Origin of the sequence: Hymenobacter ginkgonis, from assembly GCF_009755225.1 — a bacterium.
Taxonomy (GTDB): Bacteria; Bacteroidota; Bacteroidia; order Cytophagales; family Hymenobacteraceae; genus Hymenobacter; species Hymenobacter ginkgonis.
In genome coordinates this window covers 997,581-1,019,805 of record NZ_WQKZ01000001.1, presented here as the reverse complement: position 1 = coordinate 1,019,805, position 22,225 = coordinate 997,581, and the positions used below count along the sequence as shown (strand labels likewise).

General features: G+C 61.6%; 18 protein-coding genes. 9 read left to right on the top strand and 9 right to left on the bottom strand.

Annotated features, from left to right (window positions below):
• Position 1 precedes the first annotated feature (1 nt).
• The 3 genes from GO988_RS04060 to GO988_RS04050 all read right to left on the bottom strand — a co-directional run bounded on the left by GO988_RS04060 (position 2) and on the right by GO988_RS04050 (position 3,714).
• A complete protein-coding gene (locus tag GO988_RS04060; RefSeq protein ID WP_157562225.1) occupies positions 2-1,072 on the bottom strand; it encodes a nucleotidyltransferase domain-containing protein in 1,071 nt (356 codons plus the stop codon).
• A 93-nt stretch (positions 1,073-1,165) separates the two neighbouring features.
• Positions 1,166-1,972 carry a nucleotidyltransferase domain-containing protein gene (locus GO988_RS04055; protein WP_157562224.1) on the bottom strand — a complete coding sequence of 269 codons (807 nt, stop codon included), beginning with the start codon at positions 1,970-1,972 and terminating at the stop codon, positions 1,166-1,168.
• On the bottom strand, positions 1,939-3,714 hold the full coding sequence (locus GO988_RS04050) for a hypothetical protein (RefSeq protein ID WP_157562223.1): 1,776 nt from the start codon (positions 3,712-3,714) through the stop codon (positions 1,939-1,941). Before GO988_RS04050 ends, GO988_RS04055 begins: the two co-directional genes overlap by 34 nt.
• 118 nt (positions 3,715-3,832) lie before the next feature.
• On the opposite strand from GO988_RS04050, the gene GO988_RS04045 reads away from it, so the two are divergent.
• The 7 genes from GO988_RS04045 to GO988_RS04015 all read left to right on the top strand — a co-directional run bounded on the left by GO988_RS04045 (position 3,833) and on the right by GO988_RS04015 (position 12,870).
• Positions 3,833-5,512 carry a catalase gene (locus tag GO988_RS04045; RefSeq protein ID WP_157562222.1) on the top strand — a complete coding sequence of 560 codons (1,680 nt, stop codon included), beginning with the start codon at positions 3,833-3,835 and terminating at the stop codon, positions 5,510-5,512.
• A gap of 255 nt (positions 5,513-5,767) precedes the next feature.
• The gene (locus tag GO988_RS04040) at positions 5,768-6,358 is read left to right on the top strand and encodes a TMEM175 family protein (RefSeq protein ID WP_157562221.1); all 591 of its coding nucleotides are present in this window, start codon (positions 5,768-5,770) and stop codon (positions 6,356-6,358) included.
• A gap of 333 nt (positions 6,359-6,691) precedes the next feature.
• A complete protein-coding gene (locus GO988_RS04035) occupies positions 6,692-7,603 on the top strand; it encodes a LysR substrate-binding domain-containing protein (protein WP_157562220.1) in 912 nt (303 codons plus the stop codon).
• 292 nt (positions 7,604-7,895) lie between these two features.
• Positions 7,896-8,945, top strand: coding sequence for a YeiH family protein (locus GO988_RS04030; RefSeq protein ID WP_198172494.1), 1,050 nt, complete (start codon positions 7,896-7,898; stop codon positions 8,943-8,945).
• 195 nt (positions 8,946-9,140) lie between these two features.
• The gene (locus tag GO988_RS04025; RefSeq protein ID WP_157562219.1) at positions 9,141-10,871 is read left to right on the top strand and encodes a M28 family metallopeptidase; all 1,731 of its coding nucleotides are present in this window, start codon (positions 9,141-9,143) and stop codon (positions 10,869-10,871) included.
• A 12-nt stretch (positions 10,872-10,883) separates the two neighbouring features.
• Complete coding sequence (locus tag GO988_RS04020) at positions 10,884-11,438, top strand: GNAT family N-acetyltransferase (protein ID WP_157562218.1); 555 nt, start codon at positions 10,884-10,886, stop codon at positions 11,436-11,438.
• Entirely contained in the window at positions 11,431-12,870 is a 1,440-nt protein-coding gene (locus GO988_RS04015) for a glycoside hydrolase 5 family protein (RefSeq protein ID WP_232341356.1), read from the top strand. Before GO988_RS04020 ends, GO988_RS04015 begins: the two co-directional genes overlap by 8 nt.
• A gap of 15 nt (positions 12,871-12,885) precedes the next feature.
• On the opposite strand, the gene GO988_RS04010 is transcribed toward GO988_RS04015, so the two are convergent.
• On the bottom strand, positions 12,886-13,821 hold the full coding sequence (locus tag GO988_RS04010) for a sugar phosphate isomerase/epimerase family protein (RefSeq protein ID WP_157562217.1): 936 nt from the start codon (positions 13,819-13,821) through the stop codon (positions 12,886-12,888).
• 216 nt (positions 13,822-14,037) lie between these two features.
• Here GO988_RS04010 and GO988_RS04005 point away from each other — a divergent pair, with 216 nt between their 5' ends.
• A complete protein-coding gene (locus GO988_RS04005) occupies positions 14,038-14,493 on the top strand; it encodes a VOC family protein (protein ID WP_157562216.1) in 456 nt (151 codons plus the stop codon).
• Between the two features lie 16 nt (positions 14,494-14,509).
• Here the strand turns inward: GO988_RS04005 and GO988_RS04000 are convergent, their stop codons facing one another.
• From GO988_RS04000 to GO988_RS03990, 3 genes are all read right to left on the bottom strand, one after another.
• A complete protein-coding gene (locus tag GO988_RS04000) occupies positions 14,510-15,295 on the bottom strand; it encodes an NIPSNAP family protein (RefSeq protein ID WP_157562215.1) in 786 nt (261 codons plus the stop codon).
• A 168-nt stretch (positions 15,296-15,463) separates the two neighbouring features.
• A complete protein-coding gene (locus GO988_RS03995) occupies positions 15,464-16,309 on the bottom strand; it encodes a DUF4249 family protein (protein WP_157562214.1) in 846 nt (281 codons plus the stop codon).
• Positions 16,310-16,312: 3 nt separating this feature from the next.
• Entirely contained in the window at positions 16,313-18,661 is a 2,349-nt protein-coding gene (locus GO988_RS03990) for a TonB-dependent receptor (RefSeq protein ID WP_157562213.1), read from the bottom strand.
• Between the two features lie 258 nt (positions 18,662-18,919).
• Here GO988_RS03990 and GO988_RS03985 point away from each other — a divergent pair, with 258 nt between their 5' ends.
• Positions 18,920-19,540 carry a hypothetical protein gene (locus GO988_RS03985; RefSeq protein ID WP_157562212.1) on the top strand — a complete coding sequence of 207 codons (621 nt, stop codon included), beginning with the start codon at positions 18,920-18,922 and terminating at the stop codon, positions 19,538-19,540.
• Here GO988_RS03985 and GO988_RS03980 read toward each other — a convergent pair.
• Together GO988_RS03980 and GO988_RS03975 are read right to left on the bottom strand one after the other, a co-directional pair.
• A complete protein-coding gene (locus GO988_RS03980) occupies positions 19,537-21,012 on the bottom strand; it encodes a GH1 family beta-glucosidase (protein WP_157562211.1) in 1,476 nt (491 codons plus the stop codon). The two genes, GO988_RS03985 and GO988_RS03980, sit on opposite strands and share 4 nt — an antisense overlap.
• Before the next feature lie 141 nt (positions 21,013-21,153).
• Complete coding sequence (locus GO988_RS03975; protein WP_157562210.1) at positions 21,154-22,194, bottom strand: glycosyltransferase family protein; 1,041 nt, start codon at positions 22,192-22,194, stop codon at positions 21,154-21,156.
• Between the last annotated feature and the right edge of the window lie 31 nt (positions 22,195-22,225).

Below are 22,225 nucleotides of genomic sequence, written 5' to 3'. Positions count from 1 at the left end.
CCTACTCCTGGTAAAAGGCCCGGCGCACCCGCCGCAACGTGTCTTCGGCGTTGGTTTTATCGGGGGCGGCGGGCAAGGTAGCAGCGGCAAAAGCGGCTTCTACGTGCGCCACTAGCCGCTCGGCTTCGGCAACTAGCTCGGCGTAGTCGAACTCGCCGCGCCGGATTTGCAGCAGGAATTCGCGGTTGGGGCGGCGCACCTGGATTTCGCCAGTCAGGGCAATTTCCTCGGCCATTTGCAGCAGCCGAAAAACGTGCAGCATGTTTTTGGCGTCGTAGTTTTTGCCGTGCTGCACGGTGTTTTCGTAGCGCTCGGTGTTGCGCTTGGCTACCCACTCCCAGTACTCGCGAAACACGCGGCAGTAGGTGCTGTAGCCGTTGCGGTTGAACGATAAGTATGCCACCGGCGCCTCGCCTTTGGGCACAGCCGAGAGCAGCACATCTTGCGACGTTTCGGGGTCGCGGACAAGGCCGCGGTAGCCAAGGTGGCGCTCGGGCGTGTGGTCTACAAAAAGGGCGTATAAGTCGCTTAGGTGCGGCACCTTGGCTAGGCCGCACTGGTCGGCGCGGAGGCCCTGGCGGGTCAGCCAAGTGTCGGCTGGCTGGGCGCCCGCGCCCACCGTAACGTAGCAAAAATCCAGCACCGACTTGCGGGCCGGCGGCTCGGGATGGTTGATTTTCTTATTCAACCCCTTGGCCTTGCGAATCTGGGCCACGGCGTAGTCGGCGAAGCTTTGGTGGCAAAGCTTGGAAAGAAAATCGCGGGCCTTAAACTGCTCGAACAGCGGGTGTTGGTACACTACGCAGTCGGCGGGTGTGCCGAGCAGCTCAAGCACGGTTGGGTTATTTTTCAGCAGCAGTTCCACGAAGCGGCGCAGCTCGTAAAACACCTCGTCGTTGGTTTCATTGGCCACTTGCGGAATGTAATCGAGGCCTAAAAACTGGCTTTCGGGCAGCACAAACACGCCTTTCAAATCCGTGTCTGAATGCGGCAAATTGGTGCCGTAGGCGCGGCTACCGCTGATGGCTTCGAACAGAATGAGGTGCTGCTGGCGCAGGTCGACAATAGTCATATCAGGGGGGTAGGGCCGCGAAGGCGCCACAAGGCTTCTGCTAATCAGATTATAAACAGACGCTTACGAGGTTATACGAGAACAATTTTCTCCTTATAGAACTGGCAGCAGTAGTTGCTGAAATAGCGCATCCAGCGCTTCGTGCAGGCTTGCTTTTCGCGCCATAGCTAGCCCGCCGTCGCGCGCGGCTTGCCCAGCCGCAAACTCCGCCGTTAAAAAGGTCACCAACGCGGCGGGCCGAGGCACTACCGTTTTCTCGTTCGACGCAGCTTTCTGAGCTAGCAAATCATTGGCTACATCTTGTAAGTCAGCGGGTAATAATTCGCGCAGCGGGGCAAATTCCATCGGTGGCAGAGTTTGCCGCTCGCGTATCCAGCGGGCGACCAGGGCCGAGCGTAGGGCATAGAAGAGGCGTTTGAGGCGCACTTCCTCGCCCAGCAATTCTTCCTCCACGCCCCGCCGCAGCTGGCCCAGGTAGTGGTGCAGGCCGGCCTTGAGGTTGAAAGCGGGGGGTAGCAGCGGCGCCAACTGTGCCCGAACCCCCGGCGCCTCGTGGTAAACGATGGGCGATTGTAGCCACTCAAACAGCGCCGCGTTGGAGCTACGCAGCAGGCGCAGAGTTTTACGCAGCTCCCAGCCAGCGAGGTCCAGCTCGTCGTCTACGGGGAAGTTGAGAGTGTCGGGGCCCTCATCGAGGCGCAGGTACCAGGCAGTCGGGTGGCAGTAAATAAAGCGCACGTCGTAGTCCGAATCGGGCGACGGAAAGCCCCAGGCGCGGCTACCCGACTCGCAGGCGTAAAGAATGCGGATGCCTTGTTCGGCTTCGAGGGCCAGCAGCGCCGCCGCAATGCGGGCCGGCATGGGAGCTACGGGGCGGGGGGTAGGGCGGGTAATTTCCACACGTAAATGTAGGCATCGGTGTAGGCGGGCGCTTGCGCCGCCAAGGCAGGCGGGGGCACCGTGCCACGGCCGCGGCAAAACACGGCGTATTCGTTCGCACCAGCCTGGGTAGCGTGGGTGGGCAACGTTTTGGCTACTACCAGCGGCATGGGCACTTGCTGCACCACACCTAGGTGGTACCAATAGATGCCCTGGTAAGGCCGGCTCAACGAGTCGAGCCACACGCGGGCGGGGCCCTGCGCCCGCAGCCACCCCAGCTGCTGGCGCAAGTGCGCGTGCTGCGTGGCAATGGCTCGCATACCCACGGCTTCGTGGCTAAGGCGGTAAATACCGTAGCCACTGATAGTTACTAGTAGCAGCCCCAGGGTACCCGCTTGCCAATACCGCGGCCAGCGGGCGCGCAGCCGCGCGGCCAACGGGCCAAGCATTTCTTGCCCCAGCAGCGCTAGCAAAACGAAGGAAAACAATACGCTGGGCAGCAGGGCGCGCGCTGGCACATACACGCGCTGCGCCGCCAGCAGCAGCAGCGGCAAAAACACCAGCGCGTAGCTCAGCCAACCCAGGTGGCGAGCGGGGCCGCGCCAGCGGCTCAGGGCCAGGGCCCCTACCCCCGCCAATACTGCCAAGCCCAGCAGGCTGGCGCGCCCCTGCCCCCACAGTTGGCTGGCCATGCCTAGCAGGTATGGGTCGTAGAGCCCCCGCCCAAATGCTGCCCAGCTCAGCGACTGCACATAGGGATTGTGCAGCAAAGCCGGCCAGCCCAAAACGGCCCCCACTGGGGCGTAGAGCACGGCCGTAGTCGTGCCAATGGCAAAAGTGGCGAGTCCCAATTGCCCGATATTCAGCTGGCGCTGCCGGCCGGCTTGCCGCCCAAATCCCACCAGCAGCGCCAGCCCCAGCGCCACTAGGGCATAGAGGTGCGTGGGCACGGCGTAGAGCCCCACCACGCCGCTTACCACAAATACCACCCACGGCTCGCGCCGCCTACCTCCCGCTAGCAGGGCCAGCGTTGCAAAGAAACCAGCTACCACGGCCGCCAGTTGCAAGCCGTAGCCACGCCCGGCAATGCTGTAAAAGGCCGCCATCGGCGTAAAGGTGAATAAGCCCAGCGCCAGCGTAGCGGCCCCAAACCGCAAGTAGCGCAGCAATAACAAGTAGCTGATTGGCAACAACATAACGCCAATCAGTACGGCCGGCAGCCGCTGCTGCCAGTCGGGGGGTAGGGCGCCTGTCGGCAGGCTACCCACCAGCAGGTTATACAGGATGTGGTTGTTGGGCAGCGAATAGTTGCTGGCCGTCACGGCCCCGCCCAACCGCACGTAGTAGTCGAACGAGGTGAGTTCGTCGGTCGTGATGGGTTGCTGCACGAGCAGCCAAGCGCGGACGCCCAACGCGGCCAAGCCCAGGCCCGCAACCAGCACGCGTTGGGGTGTGGCAAGCTCCTGCCAAGACTGTCCTATTTTATTTTGAGGGCGCCGGCGGGCCCGCCGCCCTACCCCCCTTTTTAAGCGCAGCACTAGCAGGCCAGCTGCCCCTACCCCCGCCACCAGCTGCAGGCCCAGCTGCAACGCCTCATAGCGGGCGGGCGTGAGCACGGGCAAACGGCCTTCATATTCAGCCGCATAATTGGGCTGGGCCAGGGCTGCTACTAATTCATTATAGGAAGTAGCGTGCAGTAGCAAGCTGAGCCCCAACCCAGCTACAAGCCATAAAATAAACGTTAAAACGAGTAGCTGGCGCATCGGGCAAAGGTAGGAGCACTGCCTTACTACCCCTTTTTTCGTGCACTTTGCCCAATGTCTCCAAACAAATCTTACTACTTTTGGTATCACTTTCAATTAACCTTAACCTTTCAACTTTATGGCCACCCCAGAAAATTCTTCGGGTCAGAACGGGCACGACTCGTCCGCTAATGGCACCGGCACCGCCGTCAACGGTGTGGGCTCGTCGCAAGACCAGCGCACCACCAGCGGCGAAAATGCTCAAACCCTGACTACCCGCCAGGGCCACCCCGTTTCGAACAACCAGAACTTGCGCACCGTGGGCAGCCGCGGGCCGGCCACGCTGGAGAACTACCAGTTCATCGAAAAAATCAGCCACTTCGACCGCGAGCGCATCCCGGAGCGCGTGGTGCACGCCCGCGGTGCCGGCGCCCACGGTATTTTTGAAGCGTACGGCACCGTAGGCGGCGAGCCGATTGAGAAATACACCCGCGCTAAGCTGTTCAATACCAAGGGCAAAGAAACCCCGACGTTTGTTCGCTTCTCGACGGTAGGCCACGGCGGCCACTCGCCCGAAACCCTGCGCGACCCGCGTGGCTTCGCGGTAAAATTCTATACTGAAGATGGCAACTGGGACTTGGTAGGTAATAACCTGAAGGTGTTCTTTATCCGCGACGCCATCAAGTTTCCCGACCTGATTCACTCGCAGAAGCCTGACCCGGTTTTCAACCGCCAGACTGGCCAGCGCATCTTCGACTTTATCGCTAACACGCCGGAAGCCATGCACATGGTGAGCTTCCTGTTCTCACCCTGGGGCATTCCGGCCAACTACCGCCAGATGCAGGGCTCGGGCGTGAACACCTACAAGTGGGTGAACGCGCAGGGTGAAGCCGTACTGGTGAAATACCACTGGGAGCCGCAGCAGGGCATTAAAAACCTGACCGCGGGCGAAGCTGAAGCCATTCAGGCCAAAAACTTCAACCACGCTACCCAGGACCTGTTCGACAACATCAAGAAGGGCAACTTCCCGAAATGGGAGCTGTGCGTGCAGATTATGTCGGACGATGAGCACCCGGAGTTGGACTTCGACCCGCTCGACGACACCAAAATCTGGCCCGAAGACAAGTTCCCCTTCCTGCCCGTGGGCATGATGACGCTGAACCGCAATCCCGAGAACTACTTCGCCGAGGTAGAGCAAGTGGCGTTTGGCACGGGCGTACTCGTGGACGGCCTCGATTTCTCGGACGACAAGATGCTGCAAGGCCGTACCTTCTCGTACTCCGATACCCAGCGCTACCGCGTGGGCCCCAACTACTTGCAGCTGCCCATCAACGCGCCCAAGAAGCACGTGGCTACCAACCAGCGCGACGGCCAGATGACGTTCCACGTAGACGCGGCCCCCGGCCAGAACCTGCACGTCAACTACGAGCCCAGCAGCCTGAACGGCTTGAAAGAGTCGCCCTCGCAGGGCCCTGACCACACGCCGAGCTACAACGCCCGCTTGGTGCGCCAGACCATCGACCGCACCAACAACTTTGGGCAGGCCGGCGACCGCTACCGCCAGCACGAAGATTGGGAGCGCGACGACCTCGTGAATAACATGATTGGCGCGCTGGCCGATGCCGAGAAAGTGATTCAGGACAAGATGATTGAACTGTGCACTAACTGCGACGCGGACTGGGGTAAGCGCCTGGCCGACGGCATCAAGGCTGCCAACGCCACTGCGGATGCCGAAGGCGGCAACCAGTACAACGAGCGCCAGGCTACCGCAGCCGTGGGGCAAGCCGAGGAAATGGCGCACGACGCCAAGCCTTACTAAGCACCCACAGCGCCAGTAATGGCGGCACCTGTTCTAAAAACGCTATCCTGGCAACGGGATAGCGTTTTTTTTGTGCGCTGGGCTTAGCTTAGCGCCGCCAGGAGCGTGGCAATCGTGCCCAGCTATTGGGCACGAGGTAGGGCTGCGCCGGTTATTTAGCCGCTGCCCGCGCTGTTTTAGCCGCACTTGCTCCACCCAGCGCACCCGTGGCCGCTCCGCTCCAGGTGGCACCCTCATTAGCACTTCCCTACCCCCATGCAAAAAGGCCGCCTCGAAGCGTTTAGCGATGGTGTACTCGCCATCATCCTCACGATTATGGTGCTAGAGCTCAAGGTGCCCCACGGCAGCAACTTCGCCGCAATGCGGCCGCTGCTGCCAATATTTCTGAGCTACGTGCTGAGTTTTATATACGTGGGTATTTACTGGAATAATCACCACCATTTGCTCAGCAGCTCCCGCCAGGTTAATGGCGGCGTGCTATGGGCCAATTTGCACTTGTTGTTCTGGCTCTCGCTCACCCCTTTTGCTACCGGCTGGATGGGCGAAAATCACTTTGCACCGGCCACGCTGGCCGTGTACGGTGGCGTACTGCTGGGCTCAGCCGTGGCCTACTTCCTCCTGCAAAATCGCCTGATAGCCGTCAATGGTGGCCCCGACTCGCCATTGGCCCACGCGGTGGGGCACGACTGGAAGGGTAAGCTTTCGCCGGTACTTTACCTAGTGGGCATTGTCAGCAGCTTTTGGCTACCCTGGCTGGCGGGCACGACCTACGTAGCGGTGGCCCTTATATGGCTGGTGCCCGACCCGCGCATCGAGCGCACGCTGCATGCTTCGCCGAAGCAGTAGGCATAGCGGCTATCTATGTGCTGAAGCCGGGCCGGCATTACCGAGCAGTGGTCCAACTTATTGATTATGAAATGATAACATATGTAGTGGGCCAGGAATAGAAGCAGCAGGCAGCCTTTTTGCGCCAAGGCACGGGCTTGGTAGCAGGCGATGGCCACCCGGTGGCGCGTGGAGATAAAATGCTATTTCAGCCGCCGCACACTTTGCCGACACTTTGCCGTTAAACTCGAAAAACGTGCTGGTGCCCGTGGCTTGCCCGCAGCGGGGCCGCTAGTAAGTAACACCTCCAAAGCGAGCGACTGGTGCGCAAAGCAACCCGTACTTTGCGGGCCTATGTCCGATTTTCGCCTGCGTGTATTTGCTGCCGTGGCCCGGCACCTGAGCTTTACCAAGGCCGGGCAAGAACTATTTATCAGCCAGCCGGCCGTTACCAAGCACATTCGGGAGCTTGAGGCGCAGTACAACCAGCGCCTGCTGGCGCGGCGCGGCAACCGCGTAGCGCTTACCGAAGCCGGCCGCTTGCTGCTCGGCCATGCCGAAGCCGTCGCGGCATCGGCTCAACTGCTCGACGACCAGCTCGCCGGCCTGCGCGACCCCGAAGAAGCCGCCGGCCGCCTGCGCTTGGGAGCCAGCACCACCCTCAGCCAATACGTGTTGCCGGCTTGGCTGCCCGGCTTTCAGGCCCGCTACCCGCAGGTGCAGCTAACGCTGCTCAACGTGAATACCGAGCGCATTGGCGAAGCGCTATTGCGCGGCGAGCTCGACCTGGGCTTTGTGGAAGGCCGCACCAAAAGCCGCGACCTGCACTACGAGTTGCTGCTGCCCGACGAGCTAGTGGCTGTGCGCCGGGCCACACCGGCTGGCCCACCCCCTACCCCCCTTCCACTGGCCGAGGCCCTAGCCCGCTCCCTCGTGCTGCGCGAGCGCGGCTCGGGCACGCTCGAAGTACTAGAAATGGCGCTGCGTGAGGTTAAAATCAAGCTCAGCGACCTGCATGTGGCTGTTTACTTAGATAATACCGAAGCTATTAAGGGCTACCTGGCAGCGGCACCGACGGCGCTGGGCTTCGTTTCGCGCCGGGCGCTAACCCGCGAACTGGCGGCCGGAGTGCTTGAGATTGTTCCCCTGAAGGGCCTGCGTCTGCTTCGCCAATTTGAAGCTGTGTGGGTGCAGGGGCAACCGCTACTGCGCCCAGCGCAACGGTTTTTGAGCTTTGCGCAAGGGCAGGTACAAATCAGCGCTTAACCCCAAACGCGTTTACCCACGCAAGCCTGGGTAGGGAAGTAGCAGTCCGCTTATTCGTCTTAAATAGGTTCATATGCACATTGCTCGTGCTAAGGCTGTGTACGGCCACCCCTACCCCCCGTAGCGGTAGCTACTGCTAGCTAAGAAGCGCATAGGGCAGCAATATTCTCAGTTGTTTCTATACTAAAAAGCAAAGCTTTCATAACTTCAGGTTATAGTGGATAACTATTTCTGATAACTCATCGAGCGTATAAGCGGGTAATTTTGCTTTCCAAATACCCTCCTACGTCTCATGCTAGTTGCCCACTCTACCCTACCCCCACCCGCTGCAGAACCCCTTTTAGCTGAGAAAATACAGCCGATTAAAAACACGGGCTTTCTGCGGCTTATGCAGGTGCCGCACGCGTTGGTTGGGCAGGTTTTTACCTGGCAGCAGGTGGTATTTGGGCTGTTTTTCGTGTTTTGTCTCACGCCATGGGCCTCGCCTCCCATTGCCCTAGCGCTGGGGTTGGTACTGGCTCAAACAGTAGGCAACCCGTTTCCTACCCACACCAAGCAACTCACCCATAAGCTGTTGCAATTCTCGGTCATCGGGCTGGGGTTTGGCATGAACGCCCACGCTGCCGTGCAGGCCGGAAAGCAAGGAATAGCGTTCACGGTGGTTTCCATCTTTGGCACGTTAGGGCTGGGCTTTTTGGTGGGTAAGTGGCTAGGGCTAGGCCGCCGCGTAGTGCACCTTATTTCGTGCGGCACCGCTATTTGCGGGGGTAGTGCTATTGCGGCCATCGGCCCGGTGCTGGGCGCCAAAGACGAAGAAATATCGGTGGGCCTGGGCACCGTTTTTGTGCTAAACGCGCTGGCCCTTTTCGCGTTTCCGCCCATCGGCCACGCGCTGCACCTGAGCCAAAACCAGTTTGGGCTGTGGTGCGCCATTGCTATCCACGATACCTCGTCGGTGGTAGGCGCCGCCGCTACCTACGGCAACCAGGCGCTGGAAGTAGCCACCACGGTCAAGCTAGCCCGTGCCCTCTGGATTATTCCGGTGGCTATTGGTACGGCCCTGGCCTTCAAGCAGCCGGGCGCTAAAATCAAGATTCCTTATTTCATTTTTGGCTTCGTTGGGGCAATGCTCCTCAACACTTTTGTGCCCGCCGCTAAGCCGCTGGGGCCGCCGCTGGTTGGGCTAGCCAAAATTGGCCTCACGGTTACGCTGTTTTTTATTGGCGCCGGGTTATCGGCAAAGGTGGTGCTAGGGGCTGGCATAAAGCCTTATATACTAGGCATTTTGCTGTGGCTGGTGATTTCGACTGGCTCGCTCCTCGTTATTTTGCACACTGCTTAGCGGGTCTGCCACCCGCATAGCTAGCAGTTGCCCGTAGCGGCTGGTAGCGCGTGCTAATGGCTCGGCCTAGCACGCGGCCATTACCTAAACTGCTTACTCGGCGCCCACACAAACCGAGCTTGGTTATGTGCTTAGCGAGTACCTTGAGCCAGTAAATGGTTACGAATGGGGTTCTTTCCCGCTAGCTCAATGCGTATGTCTTCCGGTTCTTTTTTACCTGCTGTTGCTGCTTGGCGGTTGCCAGTAGGGTTGTTGGCACTGGCTTTCGCCAGCTGCCAATCGACTAAACCAACGGCTACTACGGCGGCCGCCGTTGCAGCCACGGCACCCACCGCGGCCCCTACCCCCGCCGCGCCGCCCGACGCCATTACGGCGGCCGACATTAGCGGCTACCTACAGGCCGTATCGTCGGATGAGATGCTGGGCCGCAAGCCATTTACGGCGGGTGAGGAGCGCATTACGACGTATTTGGCTACGCAGTTTAAAGCGTTGGGCTTGCAGCCGGTGGGGGCCGATGGCAGCTACTTTCAACCGGTGCCAATGGTTGAAATCAGCGTAGCGCCCGCCCCTACCCTCCAGATTACGGGCAAAGGCCAAAAGCTGAGCTTGCAGTACAAAACTGACTACGTGGTGTTTAGCCAGCGCGAGCAGCCTACGGTGACCGTCGCCAACTCGGCGCTGGTATTTGCAGGCTACGGCGTGGTAGCGCCCGAGTACGGCTGGGACGATTACGCTGGCCTCGACGTGAAAGGCAAAACCGTGGTGGTGCTCGTGAACGACCCCGGCAATGCGGGCCTGGACTCGACCCTCTTTAAGGGCCGAGCCATGACGTACTACGGCCGCTGGACCTATAAATACGAGGAGGCCGCCCGCCACGGCGCCGCGGGCCTGCTCATCGTGCACGACACGCAGCCCGCCGCCTACCCCTGGTCGGTGGTGCTGAGCGGGGCGCTCGGCCCCAAGCTGCGCCCCCAAACCCCCGACCACGGCGCCAGCAAGTGCGCCCTCGAAGGCTGGCTAACGCTCGACGCGGCCAAACGCCTCTTCACTGCCGCCGGCCAGAACTACGACGCGCTGTACACCGCCACCAATAAGCCCGGTTTCCGCGCCCGCCCGCTGGGCCTCACGCTCAGTACCAGCCTCCAAAACAAGCTGCGCCGCCAGACTTCTAAAAACGTGCTGGCCGTGTTGCCCGGCACGACCAACGCTGGCGAATACGTGATTTACTCGGCGCATTGGGACCACTTTGGCGTGGGTAAAGCTATTGCCGGCGATTCCATCTACAACGGCGCCGTGGACGATGGCACGGGCTTGGCCGCCCTGCTGAGCATCGCTAAAGCCTTTAAAAATGCGCCCACCAAGCCCGCCCGCAGCATCGTATTCCTGGCCGTGACGGGCGAGGAGCAGGGCCTGCTGGGCTCGGCTTACTATGCGCAGCACCCGGCTTTCCCGCTGGCCAAAACCGTGGCCGACCTCAACATGGATATGCTTTGGCCCTACGGCCGCATGAAGGACCTGACCGTTATCGGCTCGGGGCAGTCGGAACTGGAGGACTACGCCCGCATCGCCGCCAAAGAGCAAGACCGCTACCTGCTGCCCGACCAGACGCCCGAAACGGGCATGTTCTACCGCTCCGACCACTTTAGCTTTGCGCACGTGGGTGTGCCTTCGCTCTACGCCAGCGGCGGGTTTGAGAGCCGCACGCAGGGCAAGGCCTACATCGCCCAGAAGCGCCAGGAGTACACCACCAGCATGTACCACAAGCCCGCCGACCAGGTTGACCCGGCCTGGGACCTCAGCGGCGTGGCCCAAGATGCCGAGCTTTATTTCCACGTCGGCCAGCGGCTGGCCCGCGAAACCACGTTTCCGCAGTGGCGCGCGGGCTCGGAGTTTAAGAACGCGCGGAAGCAGGGGGTAGGGCAGTAACCTGATTTTTTTATGCCCGACTTTGCGCTGCGAGTGGCCCAGGCCGCCGATGCCCCCGCGTTGGCCGACTTAGCCAACCAGTATACTTACCAGCAATTGAGCGAAACCGAGCGGCAAGGCGGCTTTTTGACGGGCTCGTTCGCCGCGCCCGCCCTGCAAGCCATGCTGGCGTCGGTGCCGGGCCAGGTAGCATATAATGGCCAAGAGTTGGTGGGCTTCCTTATTAACTCTAAGCTGCCCGCCGAGCGCTACCCGCCCTTGGTGCAGGAAATCAGCCAGTTACTACCCCGGCTATTTTACCGGGAGCGGCCGCTAGCGCAGTATCGGTGGTTTTTCTATGGGCCGGTAGTCGTGAAGCAGGAATACCGAGGGCAAGGATTGCTTCAGCAATTGTTTCAGGCCAGTAAGCGGGAGTTGGCTGGCCGTTTCGATTTAGGCATTGCCTTTATCGCCGAGGAAAACACCGCCTCGTTGCGCCTGCATACCCAAAAGCTCGGGCTGGAAGTAGTAGGCAAGTTGACTTTTGAGGGCACCGCATACGTCCTCCTCGTGTTTTCCGTTGGCTGATTCTCCGCTATTCCCTACCCCTGCTTCGCCGGCCTACCCCTGGATTGAGCTGGCCCCTGCGGCGCCGTACTTCGTCACCGAAACCGGGCAGAATTGGACGCCCATCGGGCAGAACGACGCCCTTACCTGGCCCGACCTAGCGGGGCTGTTTTGCCGCCGCAACGTGGCGGCCGTAGAAGGGCATTTGGCTTGGCTGGCTGCGCACGGCGTTACGTGCCTGCGCCTGATGCTGGAATATTGCCAAACCGAGCACCGCTACTTGGAGCGGCCCGTCGGCCGGTTTCAGCCGAATATGGTGCGCTTCTGGGACGACCTGTTTGCCTTGTGCGCGCGCTACGGCTTGCGGGTGCTCCTTACCCCCTACGATACGTTTTGGATGGCGCGCCGCTGGCGCTACCACCCCTACAGCCGGGCCCAGGGTGGGCCCGGCACCCGCCGGTCGCAGTGGCTGAGCTGCCCCCGCATGCGGCAGGCCATCAAAGACCGGCTGAGCTTTGCGGCCGAGCGCTGGGGCAGCAGCGGGGCGCTGTTTGCCTGGGACTTATGGAATGAAATCGACCCCGCCCACGCCGGCAAGCGCCCCGAGGCGTTAACCGAATTTATCAGCGACCTCAGCGCGCACGTGCGGGCCGTGGAGCTGCGCTGCTTTGGCCGCACCCACCTGCAAACGGTGTCGGTTTTCGGGCCGGTGCTGGGGCACTACCCCACCGTGGCGGAGGTCGTCTTCCAGCACCCGCAGCTGGATTTTGCCACGACGCATTTTTACGAGGCCGCTACCATCAACAATCCGAAGGACACGCTGGGCCCGGCGCGGGCCACCGGGGCGCTGGTGCGCGAAGCCTTGGCGCAGTTGCCGGCGGCCCGGCCGTTTTTCGACAGTGAGCACGGGCCTATTTACACGTTTAATAACCGGCACCGCACGCTGCCCGAAGCGTTTGACGACGAATATTTTCGCCACATGCAGTGGGCCCACCTCGCCTCGGGCGGAGCGGGCGGCGGGCTGCGCTGGCCCTATCGCCAGCCGCACGTCCTTACCCACGGCATGCGCGCCGCGCAGCGCAGCCTGGCAGCTTTTACTGAACTGCTTGACTGGAAGCATTTTCAGCGCCGCAATCTTAGCCACGAAGTGGCAATTTCTTCCCCGGCTTTCGCCGCGTTTGCCTGCGGCGATACCCGGCAGGCCGTCGTGTGGCTTCTGCGGCAGGACCGCCCCACGACGCGCAATAGTACCCGGCGCCGCGCCCTACCCCCCCGAGCCATCCAGCTCACGCTGCCGGGGCTGGCCCCCGGCGCCTACCGCGTGCACCTCTGGAACACGGTGGCGGGCACTGCGGGTGGGCACTTACTGGTGCAAGCCGGGGCCGAGCCGTTGCGCATCGACTTGCCAGCCGTGGGGGCCGACCTGGCGCTGGCGATTGTGGCCGAGGGGTAGGGAACGGCCTAGGCTTTACCCGCGCGCCACCTTCTCCAGCAGGGCTTTGGTTTTGCGGATGCCGTCTTCTTCGCTCAGCTTTTCGCCCTCGTACTCGATGCCGACGAAGCCCTTGAAGCCCGAAGCCTTGATGATGGCGAACATCCGGGGGTAGTCGGTTTCGACGCAGTTGCCGGCCGCGTCGAAGTCGAACGTTTTAGCGCTCACGCCCTTGGCTACGGGCATCCACTCTTTGACGGCCACGTACTTATCGTATTCTTCGAGGCACTTGCCTTGGTAAAGTTCGCCGGTATCGCGGCGGACGCAGAAGTTGCCAAAATCGGGCAGAATCCCCACGTTGGGCCGGGCCACCTGCCGAATGGTGCCCAGCAGCCACTTGCCATCGGAAGTATAGCTGCCGTGGTTTTCGACTATCACGTTGAGGTTAGCTTTTTGGGCATATTCGCTGAGCCGGCTTAGGCCCTCGGCGGCCGCTTTTTGCACCTCCTGGGCCGTGCCTTTGCCAAAGGCATTGACCCGGATAGTGGTGCAGCCCAGGTAGTGCGCGGCATCGACCCATTTGTAGTGGTTTTCGATGGCTTTTTGCCGGTCGGCAGCGTCGGGCGTGCCGAGGTCGCCTTCCCCATCAACCATGATGAGGTGGTTGCGCACGCCGTTGTCGTGGCAGCGCAACAGCAGCTCATTTAGGTATTTTTTATCTTCTGCTTTGTCCTTAAAGAACTGGTTGACATACTCTACCACACTGATACCAAATTCTTTCTTTGCCCGAACCGGGAAATCCAGGTTGGTCATTTTATTCCCGAATAAGGCTTTGTGCAGCGACCATTCGGCCAGGGAAATTTCGAAGAACGGCTTTTCGGCCAAGGCCTGCGCCACCAGTTGTGGCGCCAGGGCGGCGGTAGCGGCCAAGGCAGCCGTATTCTTCAGGAAAAGGCGACGCGAAACTGACATGTGGGTGGGAATAAAGGGCAGGTAAGTTATTGCCACTCACCATGAATGGCGCGCCGAAAGTAGCACCGCCCGCCGCAGATTTTTTGGGCGGCGCCTCCGGCAGGCCTAGGTGCAGGAGCACGAAAGCAGCTTAGGAGCACTACCAGCCGTTGGGCGCACGGAGATTACGCTTAGCTTTGGGCCACCTAATTCCCACCTTTTCCTACCCCTCGCTTTATGCGCAAGCTTCTCTCCTGCTGCCTGCTAGCAATTTTATTAGCGTTGATACCTGCCAGGCAGGCTTTGGCGCAAGGCCCCACGGCCCTCAACCACATTGCTTTGTATGTAGTTGACTTGCAAAAGAGTAGCGATTTCTACAAAAATGTGCTGCTGCTGGCCGAGGTTCCGGAGCCTTTCCACGATGGCCGGCACGTGTGGCTGCGCATTGGGCCACACAGCCAACTACATATCATTCAGGGCAATAAGGCGCAGGAGCACGACATCAACACCCACATAGCCTTCAGCGTGCCGGACCTGGCCAAGTTCATGGCGCACCTCGACAAGCTCAACGTGCGCTACGGCAACTGGATAAGTGAGGCGCGGAAGACCACTCCCCGCCCCGACGGGGTGAAGCAGATTTACTTGCAGGACCCGGATGGCTTCTGGCTTGAAGTCAACGACGACAAGTTTTAAGGGCTGGCCCTACCCCCTACAGGTCGGAGTAGGGGGTAGGGCACAGGAAGGTGATGTCGATATGCGACACGTTGTGCTGGTGTTCGGGCCGGGCCGACAGGGCCTTCCACTCGGGGTCGCTGCCGAACGTTTTCCAGTGGGCATCGCGCGCCACCATGTTCTCGAACGACGTCATATACATCAGGTTAGGCGTTTTGGAGCCGAACAAGACCTCGCCGTAGAAAATACCGTTGAACCCAAGGCGGTCGAACAGTTTGATTTCGCCGCCAGCGTTGAACATCTGCACCTTGTTGCGAAATATTTTCTCGCTGGCGCCTTCGTAGCTGCGCAGTTCATACACCCGTTCGCTTTTGGGGGTCGTCAGCTTGGGGGCGGCCAGCCCAGTCATCGCCTCAAACGCCTTGAGAAAAATGGCCTCCTTGCGGCCGTAGGCGGGGGTAGTGTAGGCAGCATCTACGTACGCGCCGCCGCTGGCCAGCAGCTTGGTCGTGGTTTCTTTTTCCACCTTTTCCCATTGCTTGAGGGACGTGAAGGGGACAAAGACGTAGACTCGGCGGTCGGCCGTGGTGTCGTTGCCAAGCGGCTTGAAAACGCCGATGGTAGGCAGGCCCGCGGCGTGCAGCGCCGGCAGGTATTGCCGCTGCAAGAAGCTGTCGATGAGGGCTTCCTGCCGAGCCGTTTTCAGGTGGTACACCTTTAGCTCAAAATACGTGGGCCGCTCGGCGGCCGGGCTGGCGGCGCGCCCGCTGAGGAAGCCGAAGCCCAAGGAGGTTACGAGCAGCAGAATAAGAAGTTTTTTCATAGGGAGGTGGGAAAAGAGTAACCAGCCAACGGTAAAAATTGCCGGGCCGCTAGCTGCTATAGGAGCTAGCCAGCGCTAAAAGTAAGCGCGGTTGGCCGTGCCGCCACTGGTAGCCATTCGCCCGGCTGGCCGCCGCCGCGAGCCTGACTTTCCGCCTGCCCTACCCCCCTACGGCACCTTTATGGTGCGCACGCGGCGCGAGTGGGCGTTGAAATAGCCCAGCGCCCCGCCCGAAAAATTCGATTTGGGGTTAGCGGGCGTGGTGCTGGGGGCCGCGTTGGTAGTTAAAATCAGGCTCAGGGTGCGGAAATATTCGTAGGCGCCGGGGTCCACGTTCTGCATCTCCACCCGCAGGCTGTCGCCCGATACGAGCTTGTTCAGGTCGTTGGGGTCGTCGCTACCCCCACCGCGGGTGCGCAGGGTTAGGCTGACGTGGTTACCGTCGGTGAACTGGTCGTTTTGCGGAAAAATGGTGTTGTTGAGGCGGCCGTTGCGGTACTGCCGAAACACGTAGCTATTGCCCAGCCCGGCCGGGTCAGTGTAGTCTACCACCGCCTGAATATTTTTGGTGCCCAGCACGCTAAGCTGGGTGCTCAGTTTCTCGAAGGGCACCACGGGGGCGGGCAGCGTCGAAACGGCTACGTAGGCCGTGCCGCCGGTTTCGACCCGCAGCGTGTAGGCATGGCCCGATACGCCCCTGATAGTGGCTCCTACGTACTGGCCGGGGGTAGCCGTTTCGCGCAGCGTTTCGAGGCCGCCCGCGTTGTCGGCAAGGGTGATAACGGCGCCACTTACGGGCGCAAACGCATTGGTATCGGTGTAGTTAGTCGACATGCTCAGGCTCACCTGGCAGGGTAGGCCATCGTCCACCAAGTTGGCTTCGATGACGAGCTGCGCGGTGGAAGTCTTGAGGTCGAGGTTGACTACTTTTTCGCAGCCGGTGCCGGCTAGCAGCAGGGCCACGGCAGCCGGAGCCAGCAGCTTGGTAGAGAGCTTATGGAGTAATTGCCGCATGGCTTAAAAGCTGAAATTATAAGTAGCCGACGGAATGGTGCGGAACAGCGCCGTTTGCACCGCCTGGGTACGCGTCGCGTCGTTGGGGTCGGCCTGGAAGCGGATGCTATAAGGGTTTTCGCGGCCCAGCGCGTTGTAGACCGAAAACGACCAGCTGCTGTGGAAGCGGTGGCCCTCCTGGTGGGGCTTCTCGTAGGTGGCGCCCAAGTCGAGGCGGCGGTAGCCGGGTAGGCGGTCGGCGTTGCGCTGGCCGTAGAGGCTAACCACCTGGCCCGCTACCATATACTTACCCACCGGGTACGTCACGGCGTTGCCAGTACTTGCCAGGAAAGTGCCCGAGAAGCTCCACTTTGAGTTGAGCTGGTAAATAGCCACAATGGAAAGGTCGTTGGGCCGGTCCTGGCGGGCATTAAACCAGGTTCCGCCGTTAATCTCGGCAAACTGCCGCTCCGATTTGCTCAGCGTGTAGCCCAGCCAACCCGTAAAGCGGCCCACGTCTTTGCGCACCAAAAACTCGATGCCGTAGGCCCGGCCGATGCCGTAGAGCAGGCTAGCTTCCACGTCGAAATTGCCGCGCAGCTGGGTACCGTCGCGGTAGTCAATCTGGTTGTTCAGCGCCTTGTAATAGGTTTCGACTGTCAGCGAGTACGTCTTGTCCTGGCCCAGCGTGCGGTAGTAGCCCGCCGACACCTGGTCGGAGGTTTCGGGCTTCACGTTGAACGTAGTGGGCACGTAGAGGTCGGTGGGCAGCGAGGTGCTGCTGTTGCTGAGCAGGTGCAGGTTTTGCACATTGCGGGCGTAGCCGGCCTTGAGCGAACTGGCCTCGTTGAGCTGGAAGCTGGCAGCGAAGCGCGGCTCCAGGCGCACGTAGGTTTTCAAAAATTCGCCCTTGCCGTAGGTGGTGCCGGCCAGCACGGTGCCATCGGTGGCGTAGGTAGAGTAAGTGCCGGGGCCCAGCAAGCTAAAGCCCGATAGCCGCAAACCAGTAGTGAAGTTGAGGCGCGGCGCGGCCTGCCACTCGTGCGAAACGTAGGCCGCCGTTTCGAGCGAATAATTGGTTTTATCGGCCGTGCCATTCACCGACGAGCCGGCGTCGGCCGTGACGTAGCCCGGCGTGATGGTGTGGTAAATGGCCTGCGCCCCAAAGCGCAGCGTCTGGGTAGCGCTGGGTGTAAACTCAAAATCCTGCTTCAGGTTCAGGTCCTGAATTTTAGACTTGATAACGAAGTTTTGGGCGTTCGACGTGATGTCAATCTCGTAATCGTACTTGCTGAAAATGAGCGAAGTATTCGAAAACACCCGGTCGCTGAACAAGTGGTTGAGGCGCAACGTGGCCGTTTTGTTGCCGTAGTACTGGCCGAAGGTATTGGCCAGCCCCAGGGCATCGCGCCCCAAGTAGGCACTGAAATAGAGCCGGTTGCGGTCGCTCAGCACGTAGTTGGCCTTGGCGTTTACGTCGTAGAAATACAGGCTGGAATTCTTGGTCGTTTCGTTTTTGGACAGCTTGAGAAACAAGTCGGCGTAGGTGCGCCGGGCCGTCACCAGAAACGAGCCTTTGTCCTTGGTAATGGGGCCTTCCAGGGCCAGGCGCGAGGCAATGAGGCCGATGCCGCCGCTGCCGTGCAGCTGCTGGTTGTTGCCGTCTTTCATCTTAATATCGACCACCGACGACAGCCGGCCGCCGTACTGCGCCGGCATGCCGCCCTTAAACACGGTCAGGTCCTTGATGGCGTCGGAGTTGAAAGTCGAGAAAAAACCCAGCAAGTGCGAGGCGTTGTATACGGGCGCCTCATCGAGCAAAATCAGGTTCTGGTCTACGGCCCCGCCGCGCACCGAAAAGCCGCTGCTACCCTCCCCCGCCGACTTGATGCCCGGCAGCAAGGTCAGCGTTTTTATCACGTCTTTTTCGCCGAAAAGCACCGGCACTTTGGCTATTTGCCGCAGGTCCAGGGTCTCGACGCCCATCTGGGCTTTGCTGAGGGTGGCGTCGGTGCTGCGGCCCGTCACCACCACTTCGTTCAGCTCGCTACCCCCCGGTTTTAGCCGGAAGTCGAGGCGCTGGCTGGCGCTCGCCGTCAGCGCCCGCGTTTGGGTGGCGTAGCCTACAAAGCTGGCTTCCAGCGTGTAAGTACCGGCCGGCACTGTAAGCGTGTAGAAGCCGTAGGCATTGGCGCCCGTGCCCACGCCGGGCAGCTCGCGCACCCGCACGGTAGCGCCAGTAAGGTTTTCGCCCGAGGTCGCGTCTTGCACGGTGCCACTGAGCGTGATGCGCGTTTGGGCGAGCGCCGGCTGCTGGGCTAGCCAGAGCAGCACCAGCAGCCAGAGCCCAAACGGGTACACGTGTTTTTGCATAATAAGGTCAACGAAATACGATAGGGTAGTACTTGGGAAGGCTAAAGGTACTGCCGGCCCTCCCCGCCCGCCGAGCTTTTCGCCCGTGGCCTTCTGTGCACGGCTTGCCCTTGGGTTAGCTGCGCTGGGCAAAAAGCGCGTTCTACCCAGTCTGGATTAGCGCGGGTTAGGCTAATTTTTTGGGTGCGCGCAGGGCGCGGGCAGCGGAGCGCGGAGTTTTGCCGAAATTTGCGCAGTCATTTTGCTTCGTGCCTGCTCATGCTCACCCCTTCCGCGCCTTCGCTGGCCGATTTTGCCAGCTTCTACCTCTACGGCCTCACCAACAACCCCTACCAGCAATCGACGGACCTCAAAAAATTTGGGCAGCTCTATAACCTCGTGGTGGGCGAGCACGGCGGCGTGGGTCTCAGCAGCTCGTTTCATCCCTACCAGCTCGTCAATCAAGCAGGCATCACGGTGTGGTACACGGCCTATGCGCAGCTGTATGCGCAGCCCAACCGCGCGGCCTTATTTGAGGCGATGACCGACGAACAGGCGCGGTTCGTGGTGGCGCCGCCGGCCTCGTTCAGCGAGTTTCACGTGTGGCCCGACACGCGCCTGACCAGCGTAGAAAACCCGGTTTTCAGCCACTACATCCCGTTTGTGCTGCCCTTTTTGGTGCGCAAAGGCCCGGCCGCCCTGCGCTGGGACGCCGAGTTTGCGGTGGCCGACGGCGACCCGGCTCGCCTCCAGCCCTACCTTGAAGCCGTGACCGAGGCCATCCGATTTGTGCAGCCCGCGCCGGCCTTTGTGCTAGGCTTTGGAGAGTTTGACGAGCAAAAACCCGAGCACCTCATCGAGCAGTTTATGCGCGTGCGGCCCACGCTGCTGACCCACTAACTGCCTTGGGCAGGGGTAGCACTCGCCACCCGCTGCGCCGCGGCCTCTACCACCGCGCCGCCCAAAAACTCGCCGTACCAGCGGCCCGAGTCCTTGATAATGCGCTCCTGGGTTTCGTAATTGACGTGCACTAGGCCAAAGCGCGGCCGGTAGCCCTCGGCCCACTCAAAGTTGTCGGTGAAGCTCCAGGGGAAGTAGCCACTCACGGGCACGCCGGCGCGGCGGGCGCGCAGCACCTGGCCAATGGCGGCCTGGTAGTAGGCGCGGCGCGCCACATCGGGCACGCGGCCGCCCTGCGGGTAGTCGGCAAAGGCCGCGCCCGACTCCGTGATGACTAACTCGGGCGCGCCGGGGTAGGCGGCGTACTGCGTCAGCATTTCATAAATGGATTCGGGGTAAACTTCCCAGCCCATTTCGGTAGTGGGCACACCGCGCTTGGCGGCCGGCACCAGCGCCGCGCCCAGCAGCGGCAGCCACGGGGCGCGGCGCACCACCTCGCGGGTGTAGTTCTGCACGCCCCAAAAGTCAAAGTCAAACCGCATCCGCTCCTGGTCGCCGGCCTGCTGGTAGCGCCGCAGCAGCCAGCCCAGCGTGGGCAGTTCGGCGGTGGGGTAGCCCAGCCCGAGCGTAGGCTCCACAAAAAAGCGGTTGAGCAGCGCGTCGGCGCGGCGCGTGGCCGCCTCGCTGGGGCCGTGGCCGGGCCGGGCGGGCGTGAGGTGCGAGCACGAAAACGTGGTGCCGATGCGCGCCGTGCCCGGCAGCGCCGCCCGCAGGGCCCTACCCCCCTCGGCCTGGGCCAGGGTAGCGTGGTGCGCCGCCGCCAAAAATCCCGGCAAGCTGCGCCGCCCCGGCGCGTGAATGCCCAATGCGTGCCCCGCCCCCACAAACACCATGGGCTCGTTGAGGACCATCCAGTGCTGCACGCGGTCGCCGAGGTGGCGGGCCAGCACTTGGGCGTAGTCGGCCAGCCAGCCCACCACGGCGCGGTTGGCCCAGCCGCCGCGCTGCTGCAGGGCCAGCGGCAAATCCCAGTGGTACACCGTGAGCCAGGGGCGCAAGTCGCGCTCTAGGCAGGCATCCACTAGGCGGTCGTAAAAGTCGAGGCCGCGGCGGTTTAAGGCGCCCGTGCCTTCGGGCAGCACCCGCGACCACGCCACCGAGAAGCGAAAATCGGTTAGCCCCAGGCTTTGGGCCAGGTCTAAATCTTGCTCGTAGCGCAGGTAAAAGTCGGTGCTCACCCGTGCGTGCTCGCCCCGTTTGATGGCCCCCGGCCGGCGCGTGAATTCATCCCAAATACTCGGGCCCTTGCCCTGCTGCTGCCAGGCGCCCTCTACCTGGTACGCCGCGCAGGCCGCACCCCAATGAAAATCGGGTCCAAAATCGGCGCGCGAAAACGAAGCGGGCGTGCTGGCCGGGAAAAAAGCTGCCGGCAGCGATGTTGGGTGCAGTACTAAACTAGAGTCGTCGGGCATCAAAACGGCGCCGGCTGGGGCCGGATAATCGAAGGTAAAACAAGCGGGGCGGCGGCCCGCGGGCGGGTCTGCAGCCCAGGCCGGCGCGCTCGTTGGTGGGGCGCGCCGGCCTGGGCCAGCGGGAAGCACAGGATAGAGCCGCTACAAAAGTTGCGCCACGGCGCGCGGCTTTCCTACCCCCAGTTGCTCGGCCAGCAGTTGGTCGAGCACCGCGCCCGTGCGGTCGGGGTAGTGCATAGGCACTGGCTGGCCGTGGTGCAGCCACTCATCCAGGCGGGGCAGGTGCTTGTCTTTGAGGCTGCGCACCACGGGCACGCCCATAGCGGCCAGGGCGGCGGCGTTGCACTGCTGCTCGTATTGCTGCTTCATGGGCACCACCAGTAGCTTCTTGCCCAAGAATAAAGCTTCGGCGGGCGTCTCGAAGCCAGCGCCGCACAGCACGCCGTGAGCGCTCGCCAGGCTGCGCAGAAAATCGCCGCCGCTGACGGGCCAGATGCGCACATTGCCGCGCTCGGCGGGCTGCGTACTGTGCTTCGAAAACACCTCCCAGCGCACCGTCCGGCTGAGGTAGCGTAGGCGCTCGACCAGCGTAGCCTCATCGAACGCCGGCAGGTATACCGTGTAGTGCCCGGCGTTGGTGGGCGCTAGCTCGCGCACTTGCCGCCGAATAACGGGGGTAGCAATACCGGGCGCATATGCCTGAAAATGAAAGCCGTACTGCACGGTGCTCGGCGCGTAGTGGCGCAGCACGGCCCGGCCGGCGTGGTCTTCCTCCGCGGGCCGGGGCGCGGCGGGGTGCAGCACGGCGCTTTGGTGGCTCAGGGCCACGCAGGGGCGGTGGCGCAGCCGGCAGGCCCAGGCCGATACCGGCTCGAAATCGTTGATTACTAAATCGTAGCGCTCGACGGGCAGGCGCCGAATGTCGTGCACAAAACCGGCCGAGTTAAACTGCCGAAAGGTCTTCACGAAGTTGATGCCGCCTTTTTTGCCAAATAAAAACCCCATGCCCCCTACCCGGTAGCGCACGGCAAAGGGCAGCGGCAAGTCGCCGGGCGGGCCGCTCACTAGCACGTCGAGCTGGCCGCCCAGCGCCGCCACGCGGCGTTGCAGCAGCGGCACCACATCGAGCGCCCGCATCAAATGGCCATTGCCAGTTCCCTGAATGGCATAAAGGATATTCATTTTCAATGCAGTAGATAAAGGAGGCGCGCCA

What these genes read in the sequence shown, in the direction of transcription:
- GO988_RS04060 (WP_157562225.1), bottom strand. Translation starts at nt 1,072, where the DNA reads ATGACTATTGTCGACCTGCGCCAGCAGCACCTCATTCTGTTCGAAGCC.
- GO988_RS04050 (WP_157562223.1), bottom strand. Translation starts at nt 3,714, where the DNA reads ATGCGCCAGCTACTCGTTTTAACGTTTATTTTATGGCTTGTAGCTGGG.
- GO988_RS04045 (WP_157562222.1), top strand. Translation starts at nt 3,833, where the DNA reads ATGGCCACCCCAGAAAATTCTTCGGGTCAGAACGGGCACGACTCGTCC.
- GO988_RS04040 (WP_157562221.1), top strand. Translation starts at nt 5,768, where the DNA reads ATGCAAAAAGGCCGCCTCGAAGCGTTTAGCGATGGTGTACTCGCCATC.
- GO988_RS04035 (WP_157562220.1), top strand. Translation starts at nt 6,692, where the DNA reads ATGTCCGATTTTCGCCTGCGTGTATTTGCTGCCGTGGCCCGGCACCTG.
- GO988_RS04030 (WP_198172494.1), top strand. Translation starts at nt 7,896, where the DNA reads ATGCTAGTTGCCCACTCTACCCTACCCCCACCCGCTGCAGAACCCCTT.
- GO988_RS04025 (WP_157562219.1), top strand. Translation starts at nt 9,141, where the DNA reads ATGTCTTCCGGTTCTTTTTTACCTGCTGTTGCTGCTTGGCGGTTGCCA.
- GO988_RS04020 (WP_157562218.1), top strand. Translation starts at nt 10,884, where the DNA reads ATGCCCGACTTTGCGCTGCGAGTGGCCCAGGCCGCCGATGCCCCCGCG.
- GO988_RS04010 (WP_157562217.1), bottom strand. Translation starts at nt 13,821, where the DNA reads ATGTCAGTTTCGCGTCGCCTTTTCCTGAAGAATACGGCTGCCTTGGCC.
- GO988_RS04005 (WP_157562216.1), top strand. Translation starts at nt 14,038, where the DNA reads ATGCGCAAGCTTCTCTCCTGCTGCCTGCTAGCAATTTTATTAGCGTTG.
- GO988_RS04000 (WP_157562215.1), bottom strand. Translation starts at nt 15,295, where the DNA reads ATGAAAAAACTTCTTATTCTGCTGCTCGTAACCTCCTTGGGCTTCGGC.
- GO988_RS03995 (WP_157562214.1), bottom strand. Translation starts at nt 16,309, where the DNA reads ATGCGGCAATTACTCCATAAGCTCTCTACCAAGCTGCTGGCTCCGGCT.
- GO988_RS03990 (WP_157562213.1), bottom strand. Translation starts at nt 18,661, where the DNA reads ATGCAAAAACACGTGTACCCGTTTGGGCTCTGGCTGCTGGTGCTGCTC.
- GO988_RS03985 (WP_157562212.1), top strand. Translation starts at nt 18,920, where the DNA reads ATGCTCACCCCTTCCGCGCCTTCGCTGGCCGATTTTGCCAGCTTCTAC.
- GO988_RS03980 (WP_157562211.1), bottom strand. Translation starts at nt 21,012, where the DNA reads ATGCCCGACGACTCTAGTTTAGTACTGCACCCAACATCGCTGCCGGCA.
- GO988_RS03975 (WP_157562210.1), bottom strand. Translation starts at nt 22,194, where the DNA reads ATGAATATCCTTTATGCCATTCAGGGAACTGGCAATGGCCATTTGATG.